This window comes from Paenibacillus sp. sptzw28 (assembly GCF_019550795.1).
Lineage (GTDB): Bacteria > Bacillota > Bacilli > Paenibacillales > Paenibacillaceae > Paenibacillus_Z.
In genome coordinates, this window is sequence record NZ_CP080545.1 from 2,905,179 (window position 1) to 2,924,939 (window position 19,761).

General features: G+C 52.2%; 13 protein-coding genes. 12 read left to right on the forward strand and 1 reads right to left on the reverse strand.

Features of this window, described 5'->3' with window-relative positions; genetic code table 11:
* Window positions 1-155: 155 nt before the first annotated feature.
* The 9 genes from KZ483_RS13000 (at window position 156) to purT (ending at window position 15,175) form a co-directional block, all read left to right on the forward strand.
* On the forward strand, window positions 156-1,688 hold the full coding sequence (locus KZ483_RS13000; RefSeq protein ID WP_220353065.1) for an N-acetylmuramoyl-L-alanine amidase: 1,533 nt from the start codon (window positions 156-158) through the stop codon (window positions 1,686-1,688).
* Between the two features lie 10 nt (window positions 1,689-1,698).
* Window positions 1,699-2,262, forward strand: coding sequence for a GerMN domain-containing protein (locus tag KZ483_RS13005; protein WP_220353066.1), 564 nt, complete (start codon window positions 1,699-1,701; stop codon window positions 2,260-2,262).
* 14 nt (window positions 2,263-2,276) lie between these two features.
* Window positions 2,277-4,982, forward strand: coding sequence for an S-layer homology domain-containing protein (locus KZ483_RS13010; protein WP_220353067.1), 2,706 nt, complete (start codon window positions 2,277-2,279; stop codon window positions 4,980-4,982).
* A 185-nt stretch (window positions 4,983-5,167) separates the two neighbouring features.
* On the forward strand, window positions 5,168-5,839 hold the full coding sequence (gene nth, locus KZ483_RS13015) for an endonuclease III (protein WP_258881677.1): 672 nt from the start codon (window positions 5,168-5,170) through the stop codon (window positions 5,837-5,839).
* 32 nt (window positions 5,840-5,871) lie between these two features.
* Window positions 5,872-6,138: an NAD/NADP transhydrogenase alpha subunit gene (locus KZ483_RS13020; RefSeq protein WP_220353068.1), complete on the forward strand. Its 267-nt coding sequence runs from the start codon at window positions 5,872-5,874 to the stop codon at window positions 6,136-6,138.
* Window positions 6,139-6,204: 66 nt separating this feature from the next.
* Window positions 6,205-9,948 (forward strand): dynamin family protein, encoded by a 3,744-nt coding sequence (locus KZ483_RS13025; RefSeq protein WP_220353070.1) that lies wholly within the window; start codon window positions 6,205-6,207, stop codon window positions 9,946-9,948.
* Between the two features lie 316 nt (window positions 9,949-10,264).
* Entirely contained in the window at window positions 10,265-12,046 is a 1,782-nt protein-coding gene (locus KZ483_RS13030) for an ABC transporter ATP-binding protein (RefSeq protein ID WP_220353071.1), read from the forward strand.
* Window positions 12,043-13,872, forward strand: a complete 1,830-nt coding sequence (locus KZ483_RS13035) for an ABC transporter ATP-binding protein (protein WP_258881678.1) — start codon at window positions 12,043-12,045, stop codon at window positions 13,870-13,872. Before KZ483_RS13030 ends, KZ483_RS13035 begins: the two co-directional genes overlap by 4 nt.
* 121 nt (window positions 13,873-13,993) lie before the next feature.
* On the forward strand, window positions 13,994-15,175 hold the full coding sequence (gene purT, locus KZ483_RS13040; protein ID WP_220353073.1) for a formate-dependent phosphoribosylglycinamide formyltransferase: 1,182 nt from the start codon (window positions 13,994-13,996) through the stop codon (window positions 15,173-15,175).
* Here the strand turns inward: purT and KZ483_RS13045 are convergent.
* Entirely contained in the window at window positions 15,096-15,950 is an 855-nt protein-coding gene (locus tag KZ483_RS13045; protein WP_220353074.1) for a DUF2935 domain-containing protein, read from the reverse strand. The two genes, purT and KZ483_RS13045, sit on opposite strands and share 80 nt — an antisense overlap.
* A gap of 639 nt (window positions 15,951-16,589) precedes the next feature.
* Between KZ483_RS13045 and KZ483_RS13050 the strand changes: the two genes are divergently transcribed.
* The 3 genes from KZ483_RS13050 to KZ483_RS13060 all read left to right on the forward strand — a co-directional run bounded on the left by KZ483_RS13050 (window position 16,590) and on the right by KZ483_RS13060 (window position 19,433).
* A complete protein-coding gene (locus KZ483_RS13050; RefSeq protein ID WP_220353075.1) occupies window positions 16,590-17,414 on the forward strand; it encodes a GDSL-type esterase/lipase family protein in 825 nt (274 codons plus the stop codon).
* Between the two features lie 140 nt (window positions 17,415-17,554).
* A complete protein-coding gene (locus KZ483_RS13055; RefSeq protein ID WP_397376199.1) occupies window positions 17,555-18,454 on the forward strand; it encodes an ABC transporter ATP-binding protein in 900 nt (299 codons plus the stop codon).
* Entirely contained in the window at window positions 18,447-19,433 is a 987-nt protein-coding gene (locus KZ483_RS13060; RefSeq protein WP_220353078.1) for an ABC transporter permease, read from the forward strand. Before KZ483_RS13055 ends, KZ483_RS13060 begins: the two co-directional genes overlap by 8 nt.
* Window positions 19,434-19,761 lie beyond the last annotated feature (328 nt).

Genomic DNA, 19,761 nt, shown 5'->3' on the forward strand with positions numbered 1-19,761 from the left:
CTGGGTGCAAGGAAGCGGAGAATACCGGAACATTTTTAGAGTAACATTTTTCCTGAATACGCAACTTTTTCTGACAGCTTGCGTCTAAATATCGTCTGTAGGCATCGGCATGTTCGATCTGCTCGGAGGCGAAAAATCAGTCATCGAGGTGAAAGATGAAGAAGTTTGTAACCGCTGTATTGCTGTTGTCGTTAATGATTACGGTGTTCCCTGCTCTTGTAGGAGCTGCAGCCGCTACCGCGCCGAAACTTTATTTGAACGGAAAGCAGCTGCAAACGACCGCACAGGCCCAGCTCGTAGGCCAGTCTACGCTTGTGCCGGTACGGACGGTGACGGAAGGGCTCGGCTTTGACGTCGATTGGTCTCCACCCAATGTGAACATTTCCAATGGGGAAACAAGCATGGTACTGACGATCGGAAGCTCAACCGCGATCGTCAACGATCGGGAGATAAAGCTCGAATCGCCTGCAATCATCTCGAGCGGCGTCACTCTCGTCCCTCTTCGTTTTGTAAGTGAACAGTTTGGTCTTGATGTTTTTTGGGACAAGCAGACAAAGTCTGTCTATCTTAATGAGAAGGCCGAGAAGCCCCCGGTTGTACTCCCTGGTACCGACAATGGGGGAGGCACGAATGGGAATTCCGGCACGGAACAAGGTACCGGAACAGGCACGGGCGGAAACGGAACGGGAGGAAATACGGTACCGGGAGGATCTGCCGATGGCACCGGTGCAAACGGTTCAGCGCCCGCGGAAGTAAAAGGAACATTGAAATCGATAGAGTATGATGGACTTGGCACTGTTTCCTTAGCGTATGATGGAGAAATCGGCCATTTGGTTCAAGAAACGATAGCCGGTGAAGGAACCGTAAAGCAGAAGATCGCGATTGATTTACCGGACACCAAATTCGCATCCGACTTCACTCCAGGATTTATTAGCGGCTCAACCGGCCAGATTTTGACGGATACGCATCCATCACTGGTCGGGATCAGGTATTCGCTCTACAATGACAAGCCTTCTACCGTTCGAGTCGTGCTTGATTTGACGGCGCCAACGCCAATTAACATCGTCCGCGAGGACAAGCTTATCCGAATCGAGGTCCTTCAACCGACAGCACCGGCTGCTCCGGCAGTGCCTCAAGGACCGGTGCAAGGCGTATATAAGGTCGTCCTCGATGCAGGCCATGGCGGGAAAGACCCAGGCGCGCAAGCGGTAAACGGACGTTACGAGAAGGAATATAATCTTGCGATTGTACTCAAAGTGAAAGCGCTGCTGGACAAAGAAACGAAAATTAAACCGTATTTGACAAGGTCCGACGATACATTCGTGGAACTGAACGAACGGGCTAAAATCGCCAATGATTTGAAAGCGGATTTGTTTATTTCATTTCATGCAAACCGGACGGACAGCTCTAGCGTGAACGGTGCAGAAACCTATTACAGCCGCGATGACAGCCGCGCCTTCGCCAATGTTATGCAAAAGCATCTCGTTGCCGGAACCGGATTCGCCGACCGCAAGGTACGGCAGGCGAACTTCGCCGTCATCAAGAAAACAACCATGCCTGCGGTGCTGATGGAAGCCGGCTATTTATCCAACAAGAGCGATACCGCGGCCCTCTTTGATGATGCTCGCCAGAACCGGATCGCAGCCGAAATCGTAGCAGGCATTAAAGAATACCTGAAAATAAGCTAGGGGGATGACGATGAAACATCAAGCGACCATCCGTTTATTGCTCGTCATGCTTGCCGTTTCGATTGTATTTACCGTTAGTGCCTGCGGAGCGCAGACTGAAATGAAGCAAGGCTCCGGTTCGACAGACAAGCAGCCGGCAACCGCCGTAACAGGTGAACAGCAGACTACGACTGCGCCTGCAGTTAAAACGGAACAAATCAACGTCTACTATTCGGACAAGGAACTTACCGGACTTCACGAGCAAAAAGCGCAAATCCAATATAACAACACGAAGCAAAAAGCGGAAGAAGCATTCAAGCAGCTTCAGAAGGACGGAGTAAACGGAACGATGTCGTTGTGGAAAAACGTCCAGCTCTTAAGCGTCAAAGAAGAGGGCGGAGCAGTTACCTTCGATATACATATACCCGAAAATGCACGTTTCGGAGCGCCCGGCGAAGAGTATGCGCTGGAATCCATCCAGAAAACGATGTTCCAGTTTGACGATATCAAATCGATCGACCTCCTCGTTGATGGCGAGAAGGCCGACAGCTTGATGGGACATGAATCGCTAGACCATCCGATTATGAGACAATAAGGGGGAAATCCTGAATGCCGCAGCGAAATAAATGGCGAAAAGTGGTCTCTTCGATCGTTATGTTTTCATTGCTTTCCAGTTACTTGATAGCAGCAAGCCCTGTATTAGCGGAAACGTCCGCCATCACGAAGTTCAGTGACGTTCCTTCCGGCCATTGGGCGGCTAAGCATATTTCCAAGCTGGCGCTACAGGGCATCGTCAAGGGGACTGCAGGCGCGTTTCACCCAAGCGACAATGTTACGCAGCAGGAAGCAGTAACGATGGCCGTCCGTTTCATAGGCAAGGAGAATGAAATTAAGCAGGATCCAGCGGTTGTTTTCCCGCCGACATTCAAAATGAACGAGTACTTTAAGCCATACATTGTGCTTGCTTTCGAGCAAGGACTCCTCGACAGGACAGATGAATTCAAGCAGGCTGAGGCTAGCCCGGCAGATGCATGGGGCTCCCGGATAGCTACCCGCGAATGGATTACGAAGCTTATCATTAAATCGATCGGGCAGCAGAGCATTGCGGACAACCTTGCTTCCTCTCCGGTGTCCTTCTCTGACGGCAAGAGCGTAAGCGCAGGCTTTGCCGGTTATGTCAATGCAGCGGTCTCGCTAAAGCTCGTTAACGGCGTCACGGCGGACAAGTTCGAACCGAACGGCGCTATTACCCGAGCCGCACTGGCAACTATGCTCAGCCGGGCGGAGAGGTTATTTCCTGTCGCATATGCGGGACAACAAACCGGGATACTTTCCGGCTCAGACAGTTCTTCGATCCGTGTATACGGGCCGCAAGGTGAAACGAATTACCAATTAACACCGGAGACGAATATTTACCGGTTCGACTCGGAGAAAACATCATCCCTTGACCAGTTAAACCCATACACGAAGGTAATGGTTATCGCTGACGGCGATAAGGCGCTTTATATCGAGCAATTGGACGGCGAACAGCATATTGAGAAAATCGCGGGTACCTTTGACCGAGTGATCGCAGCCGATAATAAATTGTGGCTTTGGGTGGGGGACGAGCCGGTGTCAGTCGTATATGACAGCACAGCCGTCATTAAAGACGCATCCGGCGCAGTCATCCCGGTTACTTCATTGATCAAGGACAGCAAGGTAGAGATTACGCGCGACACCTACCGGGACAAGCCTCTGGTTCTGTCCATTACGGTGCAGTCGGCGCCCGTTAACAAATCCGGCCAAGGCGTTGTCAAAGCGATACAGCAAACACCGCCGGTGCTTACTGTAGTGAATTCGGTTTCGAATGCGGAGGAAACATACAGCGTGTCTCCGCAGGCGGACGTAGTTTGGCAGGGGACCATTCTGCAGGGCGGCATCTCTCAGGTTCGCGCTGGCGATACCGTTACCTATGAAGTGAAGGATAGTATCGTTACCAAAATTTCAGTTCAGCAAACTACTTCAAAGACGGTTCAAGGCGAATTCTATTCGGCGAGCGACGATAGTAAGACAATCCAGTATGTGCGCCAAGGCGGGACTCAGCTTGAAGCCAAATTCGTGGCGGATTCCGTTGTTGTCACGATAGAGGGTCTCACCGGAGCAAGCATGTCCGATCTCGTGAAGGGCGATAATCTCGAGCTCACCTTGAACCAGAACGACCAGGTTACTGCCGTTAAAGTGCTTGACCGTAAGGTTGAAATGGTGAACGGGGCAGTAATCGTCAGCTATGATCCGGATTTAAAAGCCTTGGTCGTTAAAAGCACCGCAGGGAAGTTGATTCCTGTTTACCTGTCCGATAAGACCAAAATCGATTATAACGGGACAGCAATGACATTGAACGCGGCTGGCGCCATGCTGACGAAGAACCGGAAGGTTACGATCGGCTATACGGACGACAAAGCGGTTATTTTACAATTCGTATACAAATATACCGGTACTGTAGTATCAATCAATTCATCAACCAACCAAATAACGTTGATGCTATCGAACGGTTCACCGTTTACCATCGCAATGGATGCGCCTGGCGTTGAAATCTACGGTAAATCTCCAGCCACGCTTTCGGACGTAAAAACAGGCGATACGGTTACGGCACTATTGAACGCGAACCAGGACAAGGCAGTTGCTATACAGGTCCAAACGGCCAAACAGCTCGAGATTGTATCGGTGGACCTCACCGCCAAGAAGGTAAAGTTGAAAAGCCCGGATCAGGTAACAACGGAGTGGGCTGCGGGCACCTGGGATCTGTTCAATGAACGCGGCGACAAGATCGCTCTATCCGGCTTGACGGCCGGACAAGTGGGCAATCTCACGTTTATGGGCACGACTGCTGTTTCCTTCAAGACAATCGCGGTAACAAACGGGCGGATCACTTCCGTAGCCGCAGATAAAGTCGTCTTGACGGACTACAACGGAGCATCGATCGAAGTTCCTTTGGGCAGCACCTACACCGTTGTCAAGAATGGCGCGAGCGGGTCTTCGGCATCGGTTCTGCAGGCTGGCGACCGCGTTGAAGTGCGCAAGGATGCGAAAGAGCAGATTCTTATTACGGTCAACAGCGGCATAACCAAGACGTTCTGGAAGTTCGACAGTTCCGCTAACGTTCTTTCAGTAAAGCGTTCCAGCTTGTCGGATTCAAACTATACGTATCAGGTAACAGCCAAAACAATAGTGTCTCAAGGCAATACGGCAATACCTATTACACATTTGAAAGATGGAGACAGCATTGTACTCTACCTCTCGCAGGGCGTACTGGTGGAAATTGCAAAGCAGCCTTAGACGTTCGTTTGTTTTCACTGCTCCGGCTTATGCCGGGGCGGTTTTTTGCGTAAAAGATGAAAAGTTAATGAAATGATGATAAAAAGTTAATGAAAAACCGCTTGCATAAGGCATTTGACGGTTGCTTATTGTGACATTTTTCGCTACACTTTGATTCGAGTAGCCCAAACAGGGGAGAGAGAGCATTGAACGCGAAGGACAAAATGGCTTACATTCTGCGGGTCATTGGTGAAATGTTCCCGGACGCTCACTGTGAGCTCAATCACCGCAATCCGTTTGAACTGACGATAGCCGTATTGCTTTCGGCTCAGTGTACCGATGAAACTGTGAATAAAGTCACGGCCGATTTGTTCCAAAAATATCAGTCGCCTGCCGATTATTTGGCGGTCCCGCAAAGTGAGCTTGAGCAGGATATTCGCCGGATCGGCTTATTCCGCAACAAGGCGGCCAACATTCAGAAGCTGTGCCGCATTCTCATTGATGAATATGGCGGCGAAGTGCCGGAAAAGCACGAGGAACTGACGAAGCTGCCGGGTGTCGGCCGGAAAACGGCGAATGTAGTCGTTTCAAATGCTTTTGGCGTTCCAGCGATCGCTGTAGACACTCATGTAGAACGAGTCTCAAAACGGCTTGGTGCTGCAAAGCCCGATGATAGCGTGTTGGAAGTTGAGAAGAAGCTGATGAAGCTTGTTCCGCGCGATCAGTGGACGGATACTCACCATCGGCTTATTTTTTTTGGAAGGTATCACTGTAAAGCCCAAAACCCGCAGTGCCACGTATGTCCGCTGCTGGAAATTTGCAAAGAAGGAAAACAACGTATGAAACCTGCCGTAAACCGAAAGGCTAAGGCTAAATGAATATAATTTAGATGAAAAGGATGATTTCAACGATGAAATGCATTTCGGTTTATACGAAGGATTTCGCATTGTTCTCAGATATTTACGAGCAGATTATGGATGCTCCTCCGGCGGACAATGAAGAACTGATCATTGAAGGAGTTACCGTCAGCGATGCGGGAGAAGTGCCCGATCAATACATTGAACGCATGCGCGTAAAGCCGGAAGTGGTCGTAATGAAAGAGAAGGAGCGTAACGTTACGATCCTTCAGCACGGCGAAGTGTTTGAGATTTGTATGCCATCCGCTCAAAGCGCTTAAATTTCGAGTTAAGGATTCGGCGCTTTCTACCGGTTTTTGCACGGCTTGGAATAGGGAGAGAGAGAAATGAACCATACGATTGCAACTTCAGCACATCCGCTTGATACCGCTCTTAAAGAAGTAGCGCCGCTTATGGCGGATGCGGGGGACCGGCGCAATGCGGAGCGGCTGAGTGAGCTGCGCAGCAAGCTATCTGCAGGGCGGCTTACGGTCGCATTCTGCGGCCACTTCTCCGCAGGTAAATCGACGCTGGTCAATCGGCTGTGCGGCACTGAACTGCTGCCTTCAAGTCCGATACCGACCAGCGCGAATGTGGTCACAATCGCTAACGGTAAACCGAAGGCGACGATCACTAGACTTGTGCGGGGACACGAAGAAACAATAATAGTGCCGGTCGATCGGGTGAACGACTATTGCGTGGATGGGGAAACGGTTCAGTCCGTTTCTTTGTCGTACCCGATACCGCGGCTCGGCGACCATACGCTGCTGCTCGATACTCCAGGTATCGATTCAACGGACGACGCGCACCGGATGGCGACCGAATCGGCGCTCCATTTGGCGGACGTCGTTTTTTACGTTATGGACTATAACCATGTACAATCGGAGATCAACTTTACGTTTGCGAAGCAGCTGAAGGATTGGGGCAAGCCGCTGTATCTTATCGTGAACCAGATTGATAAGCACCGCGACCGTGAGCTTAGCTTTGAAGCCTATAAGCAGAGCGTTGACGATGCGTTTGCGGGCTGGCATCTTGAGCCGGGCGGAACCATCTATTTGTCGCTGCGCGAGCCTGATCATCCGCACTCGCAGTGGGAGGAGCTTGAAGATCTCCTTATCGAATTGTCGGAGGCTCGGGTGCCGCTTTCACTGTGCAGTGTTGATGCTTCCGCCCGGCATTTGATACGGATGCATGGAGAATATATGGAAGAGAACGCGGAGCCTGAACGCGAACGGCTTCTGGCCGCAACGGGCGGTGAAGGCCAATCGGAAAGAGTGCGCTCGGAAATCGCCGCGTTCGAAAGTGAGCTGTCTGCAATTGAGGCCGAGTCCGCCGGGCTTCGGACGCGTCTTCGGCTGGAGATGCAAAGCCTTCTTGATAATGCGAACGTAACGCCGGCACCCACACGCGAGCTGGCTCAGTCTTTTCTGGAAAGCCGCAAGCCCGGCTTCAAGACCGGTCTGCTGTTTGCCGGCTCTAAGACTGCAGCCGAGCAGGAACGCCGTCTTCACGCGTTCCGCGATGACTTTGACGCTCAGGTAAAGGCCGGGATCGAATGGCACCTGAGCGATCTTCTCCGTAAAGCGGCGGATGCCGCCGGCTGGCGCGGAGAGCAAATGGAGCAGCATTTAGCGACGACCGTCCAAGGGACGATCGAGCCGCAATGGCTCTTGGACCATGTGAAAGCCGGCGCCGTTGCGGGCAGCGAATATACGATGAATTACTGCCGTGAGCTTGCCGCGGATATTAAATCGGAATACCGCAGACGGGCGATGGCGATGATCGATACGATCGCGGATCGAATGGCGTTGGCCGGAGAAGCTGCCGCCGCTCCGCTGCGCGCCCGGCTGAATGAGCTTGCAGTGCAGGCGGGAGCGCTTGCACAGCTAGCCGCGCTCGCAGCAGGAGCAGCCGCGCATTTGACTCGGCTTGAAGCACTGCTGCCCCCGGCGCCTTCGCGCATGGCACTGCCGAAGCCGAGCGCGCCCCGCGGCAGAGAGACTTTCGAGGCGGATTTAGACAGCTCAAGCTTGTCGGTGCCGGAGAACAACCCGGATGCGCCAACAGGGCTGTACGGGAATGACGGAGACCGTGAGGCTCGTTCGAACCAAGAGGAAGCGCAAGCTCCCGGATTTGTGTATACGGATGCTGCCACCGCTTCACCGCTCGTGGGAGAGGTGGAGGAAGCGGCAGCTGATGCCGGCGCGCTTGCGCCGCAGCGGAGGGCTTCCGATCGGCTGCGCCGGGCTGCCGCCCTGCTGTCGCCGCACGATGCCCTTGCATCGGCGGTCCAGGCAATGCTCGATAAAGCCGACAGGCTGCAGAGCAGCCGATTTACAATCGCGCTGTTCGGCGCATTCAGCGCTGGCAAATCATCTCTTGCGAACGCACTGCTCGGCGAACCTGTGCTGCCTGTATCGCCTAACCCGACGACGGCGGCAGTCAACCGGATCGTGCCGCCAACCGCTGAATACGAACATGGCACCGCGAGCGTCATATTGAAGACGCGCGAGGCGGTGCTGGAAGATCTGCGCTACTCGCTCTCGCTGCTCGGCGAAGAAGCAGCATCGCTATCGGCGGAAGAGCTGCTGCAGAAGATCGGCAAGCTGTCGCCGGACGCCATTCATGCAGGCGGAAGGCCCCATTACAGCTTCTTGAAAGCGGCCGCCAAGGGGTGGCAGGAGCAGGAGCCGCTTCTTGGCAGGCAGTTAATTGTAGACGGAGGGGACTATCGCCGGTACGTCGCGGAAGAATCGCGCTCATGCTTCGTCAGCGAGATTGAGCTGTACCACAGCAACCCTCTTACGGAGCAGGGCATCGTTCTCGTCGACACGCCGGGAGCCGATTCGGTGAATGCCCGCCACACAGGCGTAGCTTTCAATTATATCAAGAATGCGGACGCCATTCTCTTCGTGACGTATTATAACCACGCTTTCTCGCAGGCCGACCGCCAGTTTCTGCTGCAGCTCGGCCGCGTGAAAGACCAGTTCGAGCTGGATAAGATGTTTTTTCTGGTCAACGCCGCCGACCTGGCCGCAGACGGGGAAGAGCTAGAAGGCGTGATGGCGCACGTCGAGCGCAATCTGCAGCAGCACGGCATCCGGTTTCCGCGCATGTTTCCGGTATCCAGTCTGCAGGCACTGGACGCCAAGCTGGCCAGCGATCATGAACAACTCGTGGGTTCCGGCATTCAAGCGTTCGAGCAATCGTTTCTCGCCTTTACCAGGGGCGATCTTGGCAATCTTGCCGTTGCTTCTGCCGAACAGGAGCTCGATAGAGCGCGTCTCACGATCGCGGAATGGGTGCAGGCCGCTTCCGGCGATGCCGCTTCGCGCGAGCGCGCTCAGCAGCAACTCTCTGCTGATGCGGCCGCAGCAAGCATACTGGCCGAGGAGCTCGAACACCGGCAGGCCGGCTCGAATCCGCAGCTGGAGCAGGAAATCCGGGAGCTGCTCTTCTATGTTCAGCAGCGGGTGCAGCTCCGGTTCGGCGATCACTTTAATTTCGCCTTTAATCCCGCATCGATTCAGGACGATGGACGTGACCTTCGCAAGGCGCTCTGGACATCTTGGTTGGAGCTTCAGCGCCTGCTGCAGATTGAGCTGGCGCAAGAGCTGCAGGCAACGTCGCTGCGCCTAGAGCATGCACTGAACCGGCTGGCAGCGAAGAAATTCAGCGATGCAGCGGCAGAGGCGGCAAATGTGCTTCAAGGCTTTGCTCCCTCCCCATACAAGCCGCTTGAGCTTCGGACGCCTGAGGAGCAGCCGAATTGGCAGGCCCGGGCAATAGAGTCCAAGTGGCTGTGGAGCCGATTCAAGTCTCCGCGCCATTTCTTCGAGGGCGAAGGGAAGGCGGCGCTGCGCGGCGCGCTCGAATCGGAGCTGGCGGAACCGCTGAGCAGCTGGATCTCCGCCGCTGAGTCCGCTTGGAGCGCCGAATACAGCCGCTACTGGGAAGAGGCGATGCGCGCATCGGCAGCTGCCCTGCGCAAAGACATCGATTCCTTCGCCGCAGGCAAACTGTCCTCCCTGAGCGGCAGCACAGGGCTTGCAGAGCTTCAACAGTTGTACAGCACGTTGAAAGCTATTTGAATCTCATGCACAAAAAAGAAGCTATTGCAGCGGCCCGCGAAAGCCGTCTGTAATAGCTTCTATTTTTTTTTGAAAACAATCATGCAAAAACAAAAATCAAATATGCAAAAATGGAGCATTATGTGCTTATTCTCATGATTTAAGACCATATCGGAGAATACACCCCAACTATTCGCCAGGATGGAAGAGAAAGCGGATTTTACCATCTATATGCGGTTCTGCCCTGTTTGCCGACTGGGAATGATGCTGTTAATATTCATTCATGCTCATTAAAAAATGCTCATAATAAGGCGGGAAACAAGGAGAGGGAAACCCATTGGATGTCTTCAGGCAACTCAAAGAGTATTATTGGGTCGAAAGAAAAACGTTATTTACATCGATAGCTTGTCTGATATGCGCAACCGCGCTGGGGCTTGTGTACCCCAACCTGCTGCGGATCCTGATTGACGATGTAATTAAACCTCGCAACTTTGAGCTCGTGCCTGCGATATCGCTCACGGTTGTAGGTGTCGTCACATTGAAAGGCTGCCTGCAGTTCCTGCACGGCTATTTTGGCGGAAGACTTGGAAACCGGGTCGCGTACCGGCTGCGGAACGCATGCTACGAGAAGCTGCAAACGTTATCGTTTCAGTACTACGATACGGCCAAGACAGGAGACCTGATGTCTCGCTTGACTGCAGATCTTGAGGCGGTCCGCAACTTTATCGGCTTCGGCTTCGCTCAAATTTTGAATATGGTGCTGATGATTATATTCGGAGCTTCGATGATGTTATCCATTCATTGGCAGCTGACGCTTGTAACTCTCATAACGATGCCGCTTCTGGTGTTCACGGCATTCCGTTTCGAGAAGCGGATTCATCCGGCCTTTCGTGAAATGCGGCAGGCAATGAGCAATCTGACAACGGCGGTACAGGAGAATATTACAGGCGTAAGAACGGTGAAATCGTTCGCCCGAGAGCCTTACGAGATCGACAAATTCTCCGCGCGCAGCGAGGAATATAAATCAAACCAGGTGGGCGCCTCTAACCTCTGGGCAAAATATTTCCCGGTTATGGAGCTGCTTGCCAACATATGCGCCGTTATTCTGCTTGTAGTAGGCGGAAGGCTCGTCATTAATGGAACGTTATCGCTAGGCTCGCTTGTTGCATTCTTCAGCATGGTCTGGTATATCATCGGTCCGATGTGGAGCATCGGTTTCCAGATCAATAACTACACGCAGTCCAAAGCTTCCGGCGAACGTCTGATCGAGCTCCTCAGCCAATATGTGCACGTCAAAAATTCCGACGAGCCGCATGCGGCTGCACACAGTCTCATTGAAGGCCACGTCCGTTTCGAGGATGTAACGTTCAACTATCCCGATAAACCTCCGGCTGTAACGGATCTGAACATCGATGCGCCTCCGGGAACGGTAATCGGCCTGCTGGGCGGCACCGGCTCCGGTAAATCGACCATCATCCAGCTGTTAATGCGGGCTTACAATATTAAGAAGGGCGTCATTACGATAGACGGCATAGATATCAAACAAATGCCGCTCCAATCGCTGCGCTCGCAGATCGCTACCGTCTTTCAGGAGACATTCCTGTTCTCCTGCTCTATTAAGGATAACTTTGCCTACGGGGCGAAAGACGTGACAATGGAGCAAATCATTCAGGCGGCAAAGCTGGCGAAGGCCCATGATTTCATCATGGAGCTTCCCGAAGGCTACGATACGATTGTCGGGGAACGAGGAATGGGGCTCTCGGGCGGACAGAAACAGCGGATTGCGATCGCGCGCGCCTTGATCATAAACCCGCGGGTACTTATTCTCGACGATGCGACGAGCGCGGTCGATATGGAAACCGAGCATGAGATCCAGGCAGGCTTCAAGGAGGTTATGGCCGGCAGGACGACGTTCATAATTGCCCACCGGATTTCATCCCTGCGGCACGCCGATGAGATTATCGTGCTGGATAAGGGGCACATCGTCCAGCGCGGCAAGCATGAAGAATTGGTCCGGATCCCGGGTCCATACCAGGACACATACAATATTCAATATGCCGATCGGCCGGCAGCATCCGGCACGAAGCCGATGACGGCGGAAAGTGGGGTCGCCCAGTGAGTGATCAACAGACGGCTCGCGGCGATAACCGCGAACGATTTATTTATAAAGACGACGACGCGATCGAAAAACCGTTTAACTGGTCGCAAATCAGAAGACTTTTCACCTATATGAAGCCATACCGGAAACAGATACTCCCAATCGTCATCGTCATGATGGTTCTTGGAACGGCAACCAGACTTGCCATTCCGACTCTCGTTATGATGGCGATCGACGAAGCGATCGCTCCGCAAAACGGCGAAACGAATTTATCCAAGCTTTATATGTACGCCGCTTTTATGTTGATTCTTTATATTATTCAGTGGGCATCCAACACGTACCGGATTAAATTCACGAATGTCATCGGGCAGCGGGTCATTTACGATCTGCGTCACGATTTGTTCCGGCATATTCAGAAGCTTTCGTTCCGTTTCTTCGACAAGCGGCCTGCAGGCTCCGTATTGGTCCGCGTTACGAATGACGTCAATGCGCTGCAGGATTTGTTCACGAACGGTGTCGTAAACCTGCTGATGGACTGCGTCCAGCTTGTAGGTATAATCATCATTCTGCTCTTATGGAACTTCAAGCTTGGGCTCGCAGTTATGATTACAGTCCCACTCATGTTCATCGTTTCGGGCGCGCTCCGCAGAAAGATCCGCTTCGCCTGGCAGGATGTGCGGATGAAGCAATCCCGCATCAACTCACACTTGAACGAATCGATTCAAGGGATGCGAGTCACTCAGTCTTATACCCAGGAGAAGGCAAATTTCAGCTTCTTCAACCACATCAATAATATCAACATCAACGCCTGGAACAAGGCATCGGCTATGAACCAGGCGTTCGGACCGATAATCGAAGTAACGTCTGCGGTCGGTACCCTGATTCTGTTCTGGTACGGATCTCACCTCATTCAACAAGAAGTTATTACTGTCGGCGTACTTGTCGGTTTTGCCAACTACGTCGGCAACTTCTGGGACCCGATCAACAGGCTTGGGCAAATGTACGCACAGCTGCTCATTGCCATGGCGTCATCCGAGCGGATATTCGAATTTATCGACGAGAAGCCAACTGTTGCCGAGCTTCACGAAGCGGGCAGGCTCCCGGCCATCCGGGGAGACGTTAAATTCGACAATATCGTGTTCGAATACGAGAAAGGGCGGCCGGCACTGCGGGGCATCAGCCTTGACGTTCAAGCGGGCCAGACAATAGCGCTTGTCGGTCATACCGGCTCCGGTAAAAGCACGATCATGAACCTGCTGTGCCGGTTCTATGATCCGGTCGAGGGGGCTGTCCTTATCGACGGTATCGATATCCGGAATGTAAGCATCGAGAGCCTCCGCTCGCAAGTCGGAATCGTCCTTCAGGATACGTTTATTTTCTCGGGCAGCATCCGGGATAATATCCGGTTCGGCCGCCTCGATGCGACAGACGATGAAGTAGTGAAAGCAGCAACGGCGGTTGACGCGCATGATTTCATCATGAACCTGCCTGACGGATATGATACGCAGGTGCAGGAGCGAGGCAACATCCTTTCAATGGGTCAGAGGCAGCTTCTCTCGTTCGCCCGCGCGCTTCTCGCGGATCCGAGGGTTCTCATTCTCGACGAGGCGACTGCAAGCATCGATACGGAGACAGAGCTGAAAATCCAGGAAGCGCTCAAGAAGCTTCTTGCCGGCCGGACATCGTTTATCGTAGCACATCGTCTCTCAACCATCAGGAATGCGGACCGTATCGTGGTGCTGGATCATGGTGTTATCGTCGAACAGGGTACTCATGATGAACTGATTCGTCATGGCGGCACGTATAACGGGCTGATAGAAGCACAGTACCGATTTTTATCGGCATAGTTCTTGATTTTTCGAACTTGAACCTCCACAATGGAAGAAAACGATAACTATGACCGGCAGGCATGCTTCTTTGAGGCAATCCGGCCGGACATCGTTTACTTCCAGGAGGTTTTTTTCTTATATGTCGTATGGATCACCGCTTTCCTCAAACGCACGCAAAATGATGCTGCTCGGCTCAGGGGAGCTCGGCAAGGAAGTAATCCTTGAGGCGCAGCGGCTCGGAGTTGAAACAATCGCCGTGGATCGCTATGAGAATGCTCCTGCGATGCAGGTGGCGCACCGCTCCCATGTTATTGACATGCTGGATGCGGCCGCACTTCGCGATGTTATTGTTCTGGAGAAGCCGGATCTTATCGTACCGGAAATCGAGGCCATTGCAACTAGCGCGCTTGTCGATCTGGAGAAAGAAGGATTTAACGTGATCCCGACTGCCCGTGCCGCTCTGCTTACGATGGATCGCGAAGGGATTCGCCGGCTTGCTGCCGAAACGCTCGGAGTGCCGACAGCGCCGTACCGGTTTGCCGATTCGCTGGAGGAGCTGCAGGCTGCGGTATCGGAGCTCGGGACCCCGTGCGTCATTAAACCGATAATGAGCTCCTCGGGCAAAGGGCAAAGCGTTTGCCGCAGCGAAGCGGAGATCGAATCGTGCTGGCAGTATGCGATGGATGGAGGGCGCGCCAAGAAGCAGCGTGTCATTGTCGAGGGCTTCATTCATTTTGAATCGGAAATCACTCTTCTGACCGTCCGTTCAGTCTCAGGCACGTCCTTCTGCGCTCCGATCGGACATGTTCAGAAGGACGGGGATTATATCGAGTCGTGGCAGCCGCACGCCATGTCGGACAAGCAGATAGCGGAAGCTGAGGCGATTGCCCATGCGGTGACCGACGAGCTTGGCGGCTATGGCCTTTACGGCGTCGAGCTGTTCCTGACAAAGGGCGGCGTTTTATTCAGCGAAGTTTCGCCGAGGCCGCACGATACCGGCATGGTTACGATGGCGACCCAGGATTTATCGGAGTTTGCGCTTCATGCGCGCGCGATTCTCGGTTTTCCGATTCCGACGATTCGTCTGCTTACCCCAGGCGCTTCCCACACTCTTAAAGCCGACCGTGACTCGGAGTCGTTCCGTATCGGAGGCATCGACCAGGCATTGGCGCTCCCGAACACGCAGGTGCGTGTATTTGGAAAGCCGGTTACGAAGCCCGGGCGGCGAATGGCGGTTGCTCTCAGCACATCGGACAGCATAGAACAAGCGCGAGACGTCGCGAGGCAAGCGGCAGAATCGCTGACGATCGAATACAACTAGCCAGGGAGATTTCGTCTAATAGTCTGGTCAAATAATCCCGAAATGCAAAGGAGAGTCTTTTATTTTCTTCAAGCAGCGGGCGCAGCCGAGTACCGGTATTTTCTACTTCTTTGGTTTGGAGCATAAGGTTTTGGTAATCATTTTTAAAACGAATGGCTGTTTCCCGGTAGCTCTCTTGAACTTCAGGCCGAAAACTCATCGAGAGGTGTTCGGCATGTTCGGAGTGGATGCGGGAGAAGAACATGCTTTCTTCGATGGCTACGGTAAAGAGTTGTTCCGGAGGCAGACGATGATACAGCAAACGTGGAACGGTTTGCGCAAAGCGTTCTCCGTCCATTAGCCCTAAGCGTTCTCGTGTGCGGGTTTGCTGATTGCTTTTCGAATGTTCCAATGTACCCACAAAACGGTCGGCTTCCCGGCGGACATGATCTACAAGAATAGCGGGTAGAATGCCGAGTCCCATACAAGCTTCGAGAGCATTGAAAAGTTCATTCTTGAATATAATCAGCTTGGTCACCAGGACAATTGTTTCTTCTCTCAGGTTATATAGGGTTTCGTCGGGAGCTGTCGGAGGCGTCGCTATGGTACGACTGTAGAGCTTATCGAGTTCAATAGCAAATTGATCGGCCATCCTGAACAGTTCTTCCTGCTGCGGATTCGGATCCAGACCAAGACGTATAAATTTGGCATGTTCAGTCATAAGTATTGTCCATACCCGCATTTCCTCTAAAGCAGCGATAAGAGCTTCACGATCCGGAACGAATCCGCTGTTCATTAACTGCGTCCAAATGGGCGCGTTAAGAAACGGCTGTTGATTCAGGTAAATCCCTCCTAGAAATAGGTTTAGTAATACCTATCCCGGGAGGGTTGTTTTTTGTTCTAACTATAATTTGCTTGTGGGTAAACAGGGTAGTATAACGGATCCCTGTAATAAGGGACATATGGAACAGGATATGAGGTCGGGTAAGGGAAAGCGCGGTCATCGCTTTGACAATTAGGACCGCACCGTCAGCTTTCACACCGACAATGAGGGTTCTTATTATGGCTCATAGACTCACCCCCTTTCTAAGCGCTTTGAGTGTCCGTTTATTTATAAATATTCAACCGGACGCTCTTTAGAGATTGGTACACACTCTGCCGGGATGTTAAGATTAGTGGTGATAGCACTGTCAAACCAACCGACAATAACGCGGAGTAAACCCGTGCAAGCCGGAGGTTGCGGATGAAGCCTGGAATCAGGGGGAACCGTAAGCCGGCAGCCCGGGTTTTTACCCGTTTCGCCGCTATCGCGGCAATTTGCAAATTAATTACGAAAGCATTATTTTAGAACATAAGGACTTGCTTTTAGACAAAAGATTACAAAGTTTTAATCAGGCAGCATTATATTCTTAGCGGAGGGAGAGGAGAGACACGAATGAGAGGCTTTCAGTCAAGCGGACTATGGAGAATTATCAGCATTATCGCACTTGCCTGTACGCTTCTGTTAATGGTCGGATTCGGATACTCGGTCAAGGATATGCTCTGGCCTAGAGGGGAAGCGTACACAGGCGAACCCGTGACTCCGGCACCGGCTGAGACGAACAGCCTTGCCGGGAGCAAGGAAATCCGCATTACCGCTATTGGAGATTCCTTGACGAAAGGGACGGGCGATGCGACAGGTGACGGATATGTCAAGCAGGTTGTCGCTATGCTGAAGGAAAAGTATCCTGTACCTGTAAAACTAATCAATAATCTGGCTCTCAATGGGCTCCGTGCGGACCAGTTGGTTCAGCTGTTAAAGAATGATAAAGGGTATCGTTACTCGTTATCGCAGGCTAACTTGATTTTGCTTACGATCGGCGGTAACGATTTGTTCCAAATCGCTTCAGGGGAGTCTGCCAGTGAATCGTCCGGCGAGCTGAATCTGGCCAAGCTCAAGGCGGAGCTTCCCTTAGGAATTGAACGATTAAAGCTTGTGCTGCAGCAAATAAATGAGATCAACCCAAATGCCCAAGTTATATATACGGGATTGTATAACCCATTCTTCGATGTGAAGGATTTAAGGGAAGGCAGCCTGGAGGTCCAGGAATGGAACGAGAAGGCCTACGCACATATACATTCTTATCCCAATATGACAATGGTTCCGACGTACGACCTGTTCGAGCGCACCTTGTCCCGTTATATTTCTTCCGATCATTTTCATCCGAATCATGACGGCTACACCCAAATCGCCATACGGATCGTCCAGTCTTTGGAATAGGAGGCTTCAGCCCGATGCGCTCAACCAGTTCTGTTAAAAAGTCCGATCAACGACATGAAACGGCGGTTAAAGTGTCAACTGCGGATCAATTTGAGACCGTCTTGTCCGTCAAAGGCGTTAAAAAGAAAATCGGTGGAAAAATGATTATCCATGATGTTTCTTTCGATGTGCGGGCAGGCGAAATATTCGGGTTTCTCGGACCGAACGGTTCCGGTAAAACAACGACTATCCGGATGCTGGTCGATCTTATCAAACCGACAGCGGGCGAAATCTTTATCTGCGGGCACAATGTTCACAGGGATCCCGAGGAAGCGCTTCGCCATATCGGCTGTATTGTCGAGAACCCGGAGGTCTATACTTTCATGACGGGCTGGGAGAACCTTGAGCATTTTGCGCGTATGCAGCCGGGGATCGACGCGGCCCGCATTCAAGAGGTTGTGGAGGTCGTAGGTCTTGATCAGCGGATACAAGATAAAGTAAAGACTTATTCACTCGGCATGCGGCAGCGGCTTGGAATAGCGCAAGCGCTGCTCGGGCGTCCGAAGCTGCTCATTCTGGACGAGCCGACGAACGGGCTTGACCCGAAGGGGATCAAGGAATTGAGAGAGTTTATCCGTATGCTCGCCGGCCAAGGGATGAGCCTGTTTATTTCGAGTCATTTGCTCAGCGAAATTCAGCTCATGTGCGACCGCGTCGCGATTATCAGTCAGGGCCGCGTCCTTGCGGTGGGAACGGTGGATGAGCTTGTCGAGCAAGCCGGCACTTACGTGGTGTGGCAGTTTGACCAACCGGAAGCGGGCAGGCGGCTGCTGGCGTCCGAACAGGAGCTGCAGTTTATCGGCGACGACGAGCACCGGATCGACGAAGGCATCATTGCAGGCTTGAAGCATGCGATTATCACCACGATGCGCGTCGATCGGATACCGTTTGTAGTTGAGAAAGCGGTGCGCGCCGGCATTGGGGTCATGTCCGTACAGCGAATTGCCCCTACCCTTGAGGAGTTATTTCTGCAAATGACGGAGGGGGAGAGAATTGGATAGAATGCTGCCGCTTATTCAGAATGAGACGCTGAAAATTTGGAAAAAAAAACGCTTTTACGTTGTCATTCTCGTACTGCTCGTACTTATCCCGATATTTACTTACGCTCAGGTGAAAATCGCCGAAAACAACAAGAAAAACTTTAAAGATTGGCGGAATCAGCTGGTTCAGCAAATTAACGATTACCAGAATGCGCTTTCCAGCGAGAGAATCCCGGAAGATTGGAAACGATACCGTAAAATTGCGGTTCAGCAGCTTCAGTATTATCTCGATCATGACGTTAATCCCAATTCGCCTGACGGCGTTACCTTCACACGCGGCTTTATGGAAAATTCCGTTTCATTGTTTTACCCGCTGCTCGTGCTTGCGATCGCATCCGATCTTGTTTCGGGAGAACGCTCGACCGGTACCATCAAGATGCTGTTGACCAGACCCGTCCGCAGGTGGAAAATCTTATTCAGCAAGCTGGTGGCGCTGACGCTCTACGTTTCACTAATCGTCGTGACGAGCGGCATCCTCAGTTATCTCATTTCTGGCGCTTTTTTTGGATATACTGGTTGGGATATGCCGGTATTCACCGGTTTCGTCATTCACGGCTCGACGGTCGACGACGCTTACGTACACGCGGTTCCTCAATGGCTATACATTCTGATGCAATCCGGTCTTATCTGGGTCTCCTCCATGACAGTGGCCATATTGGCGCTTATGGTATCGGTTCTCATCAGAAGCTCGGCGGCAAGCATTGTGACCATGATGGCGGCGGTTATCGCCGGAACGATTCTCTCCAGTATGTCCTCGTCTTGGGAAAGCGCAAAATACTTGTTTGCCGTGAACCTCGATTTGACCAATTATTTGTCCGGTTCGCCGCCCCCGATCAACGGGATGACGCTCTCATTTTCACTCATAACATTGGCGGCTTGGGCGATTGGCGGTCTGATCGTTTCGTTCGGCGTCTTTACGAAACAGGACATCTTGAATTAGAATAGCTTGAAGCGTTGTCTTGATATGAAAATAATTTGGCAGCGGAGGCCGCGTTCGCCGATCTATGGCTCGGCCTCCGATCTGTAGGAATTATGATGCCGTGAGCGCTCGCTTCACATGTCTGCTTCGGGATTGTAAGCCGTTCCGCAGACGGAGGATATGTGATAAACGGTTAAAACCGGCTTATAGCAGCGGTTACGTGCCGGTGGGCCGACTCTAAGCAGGAAAATCCGGCTTAAGTGATGATCTTTACGGAGAGATCTTCTTTGAGTAATAATGATATAACTTGCGCTTCCGTAAATATTTGGTTTATGCTTACGATGCGAGA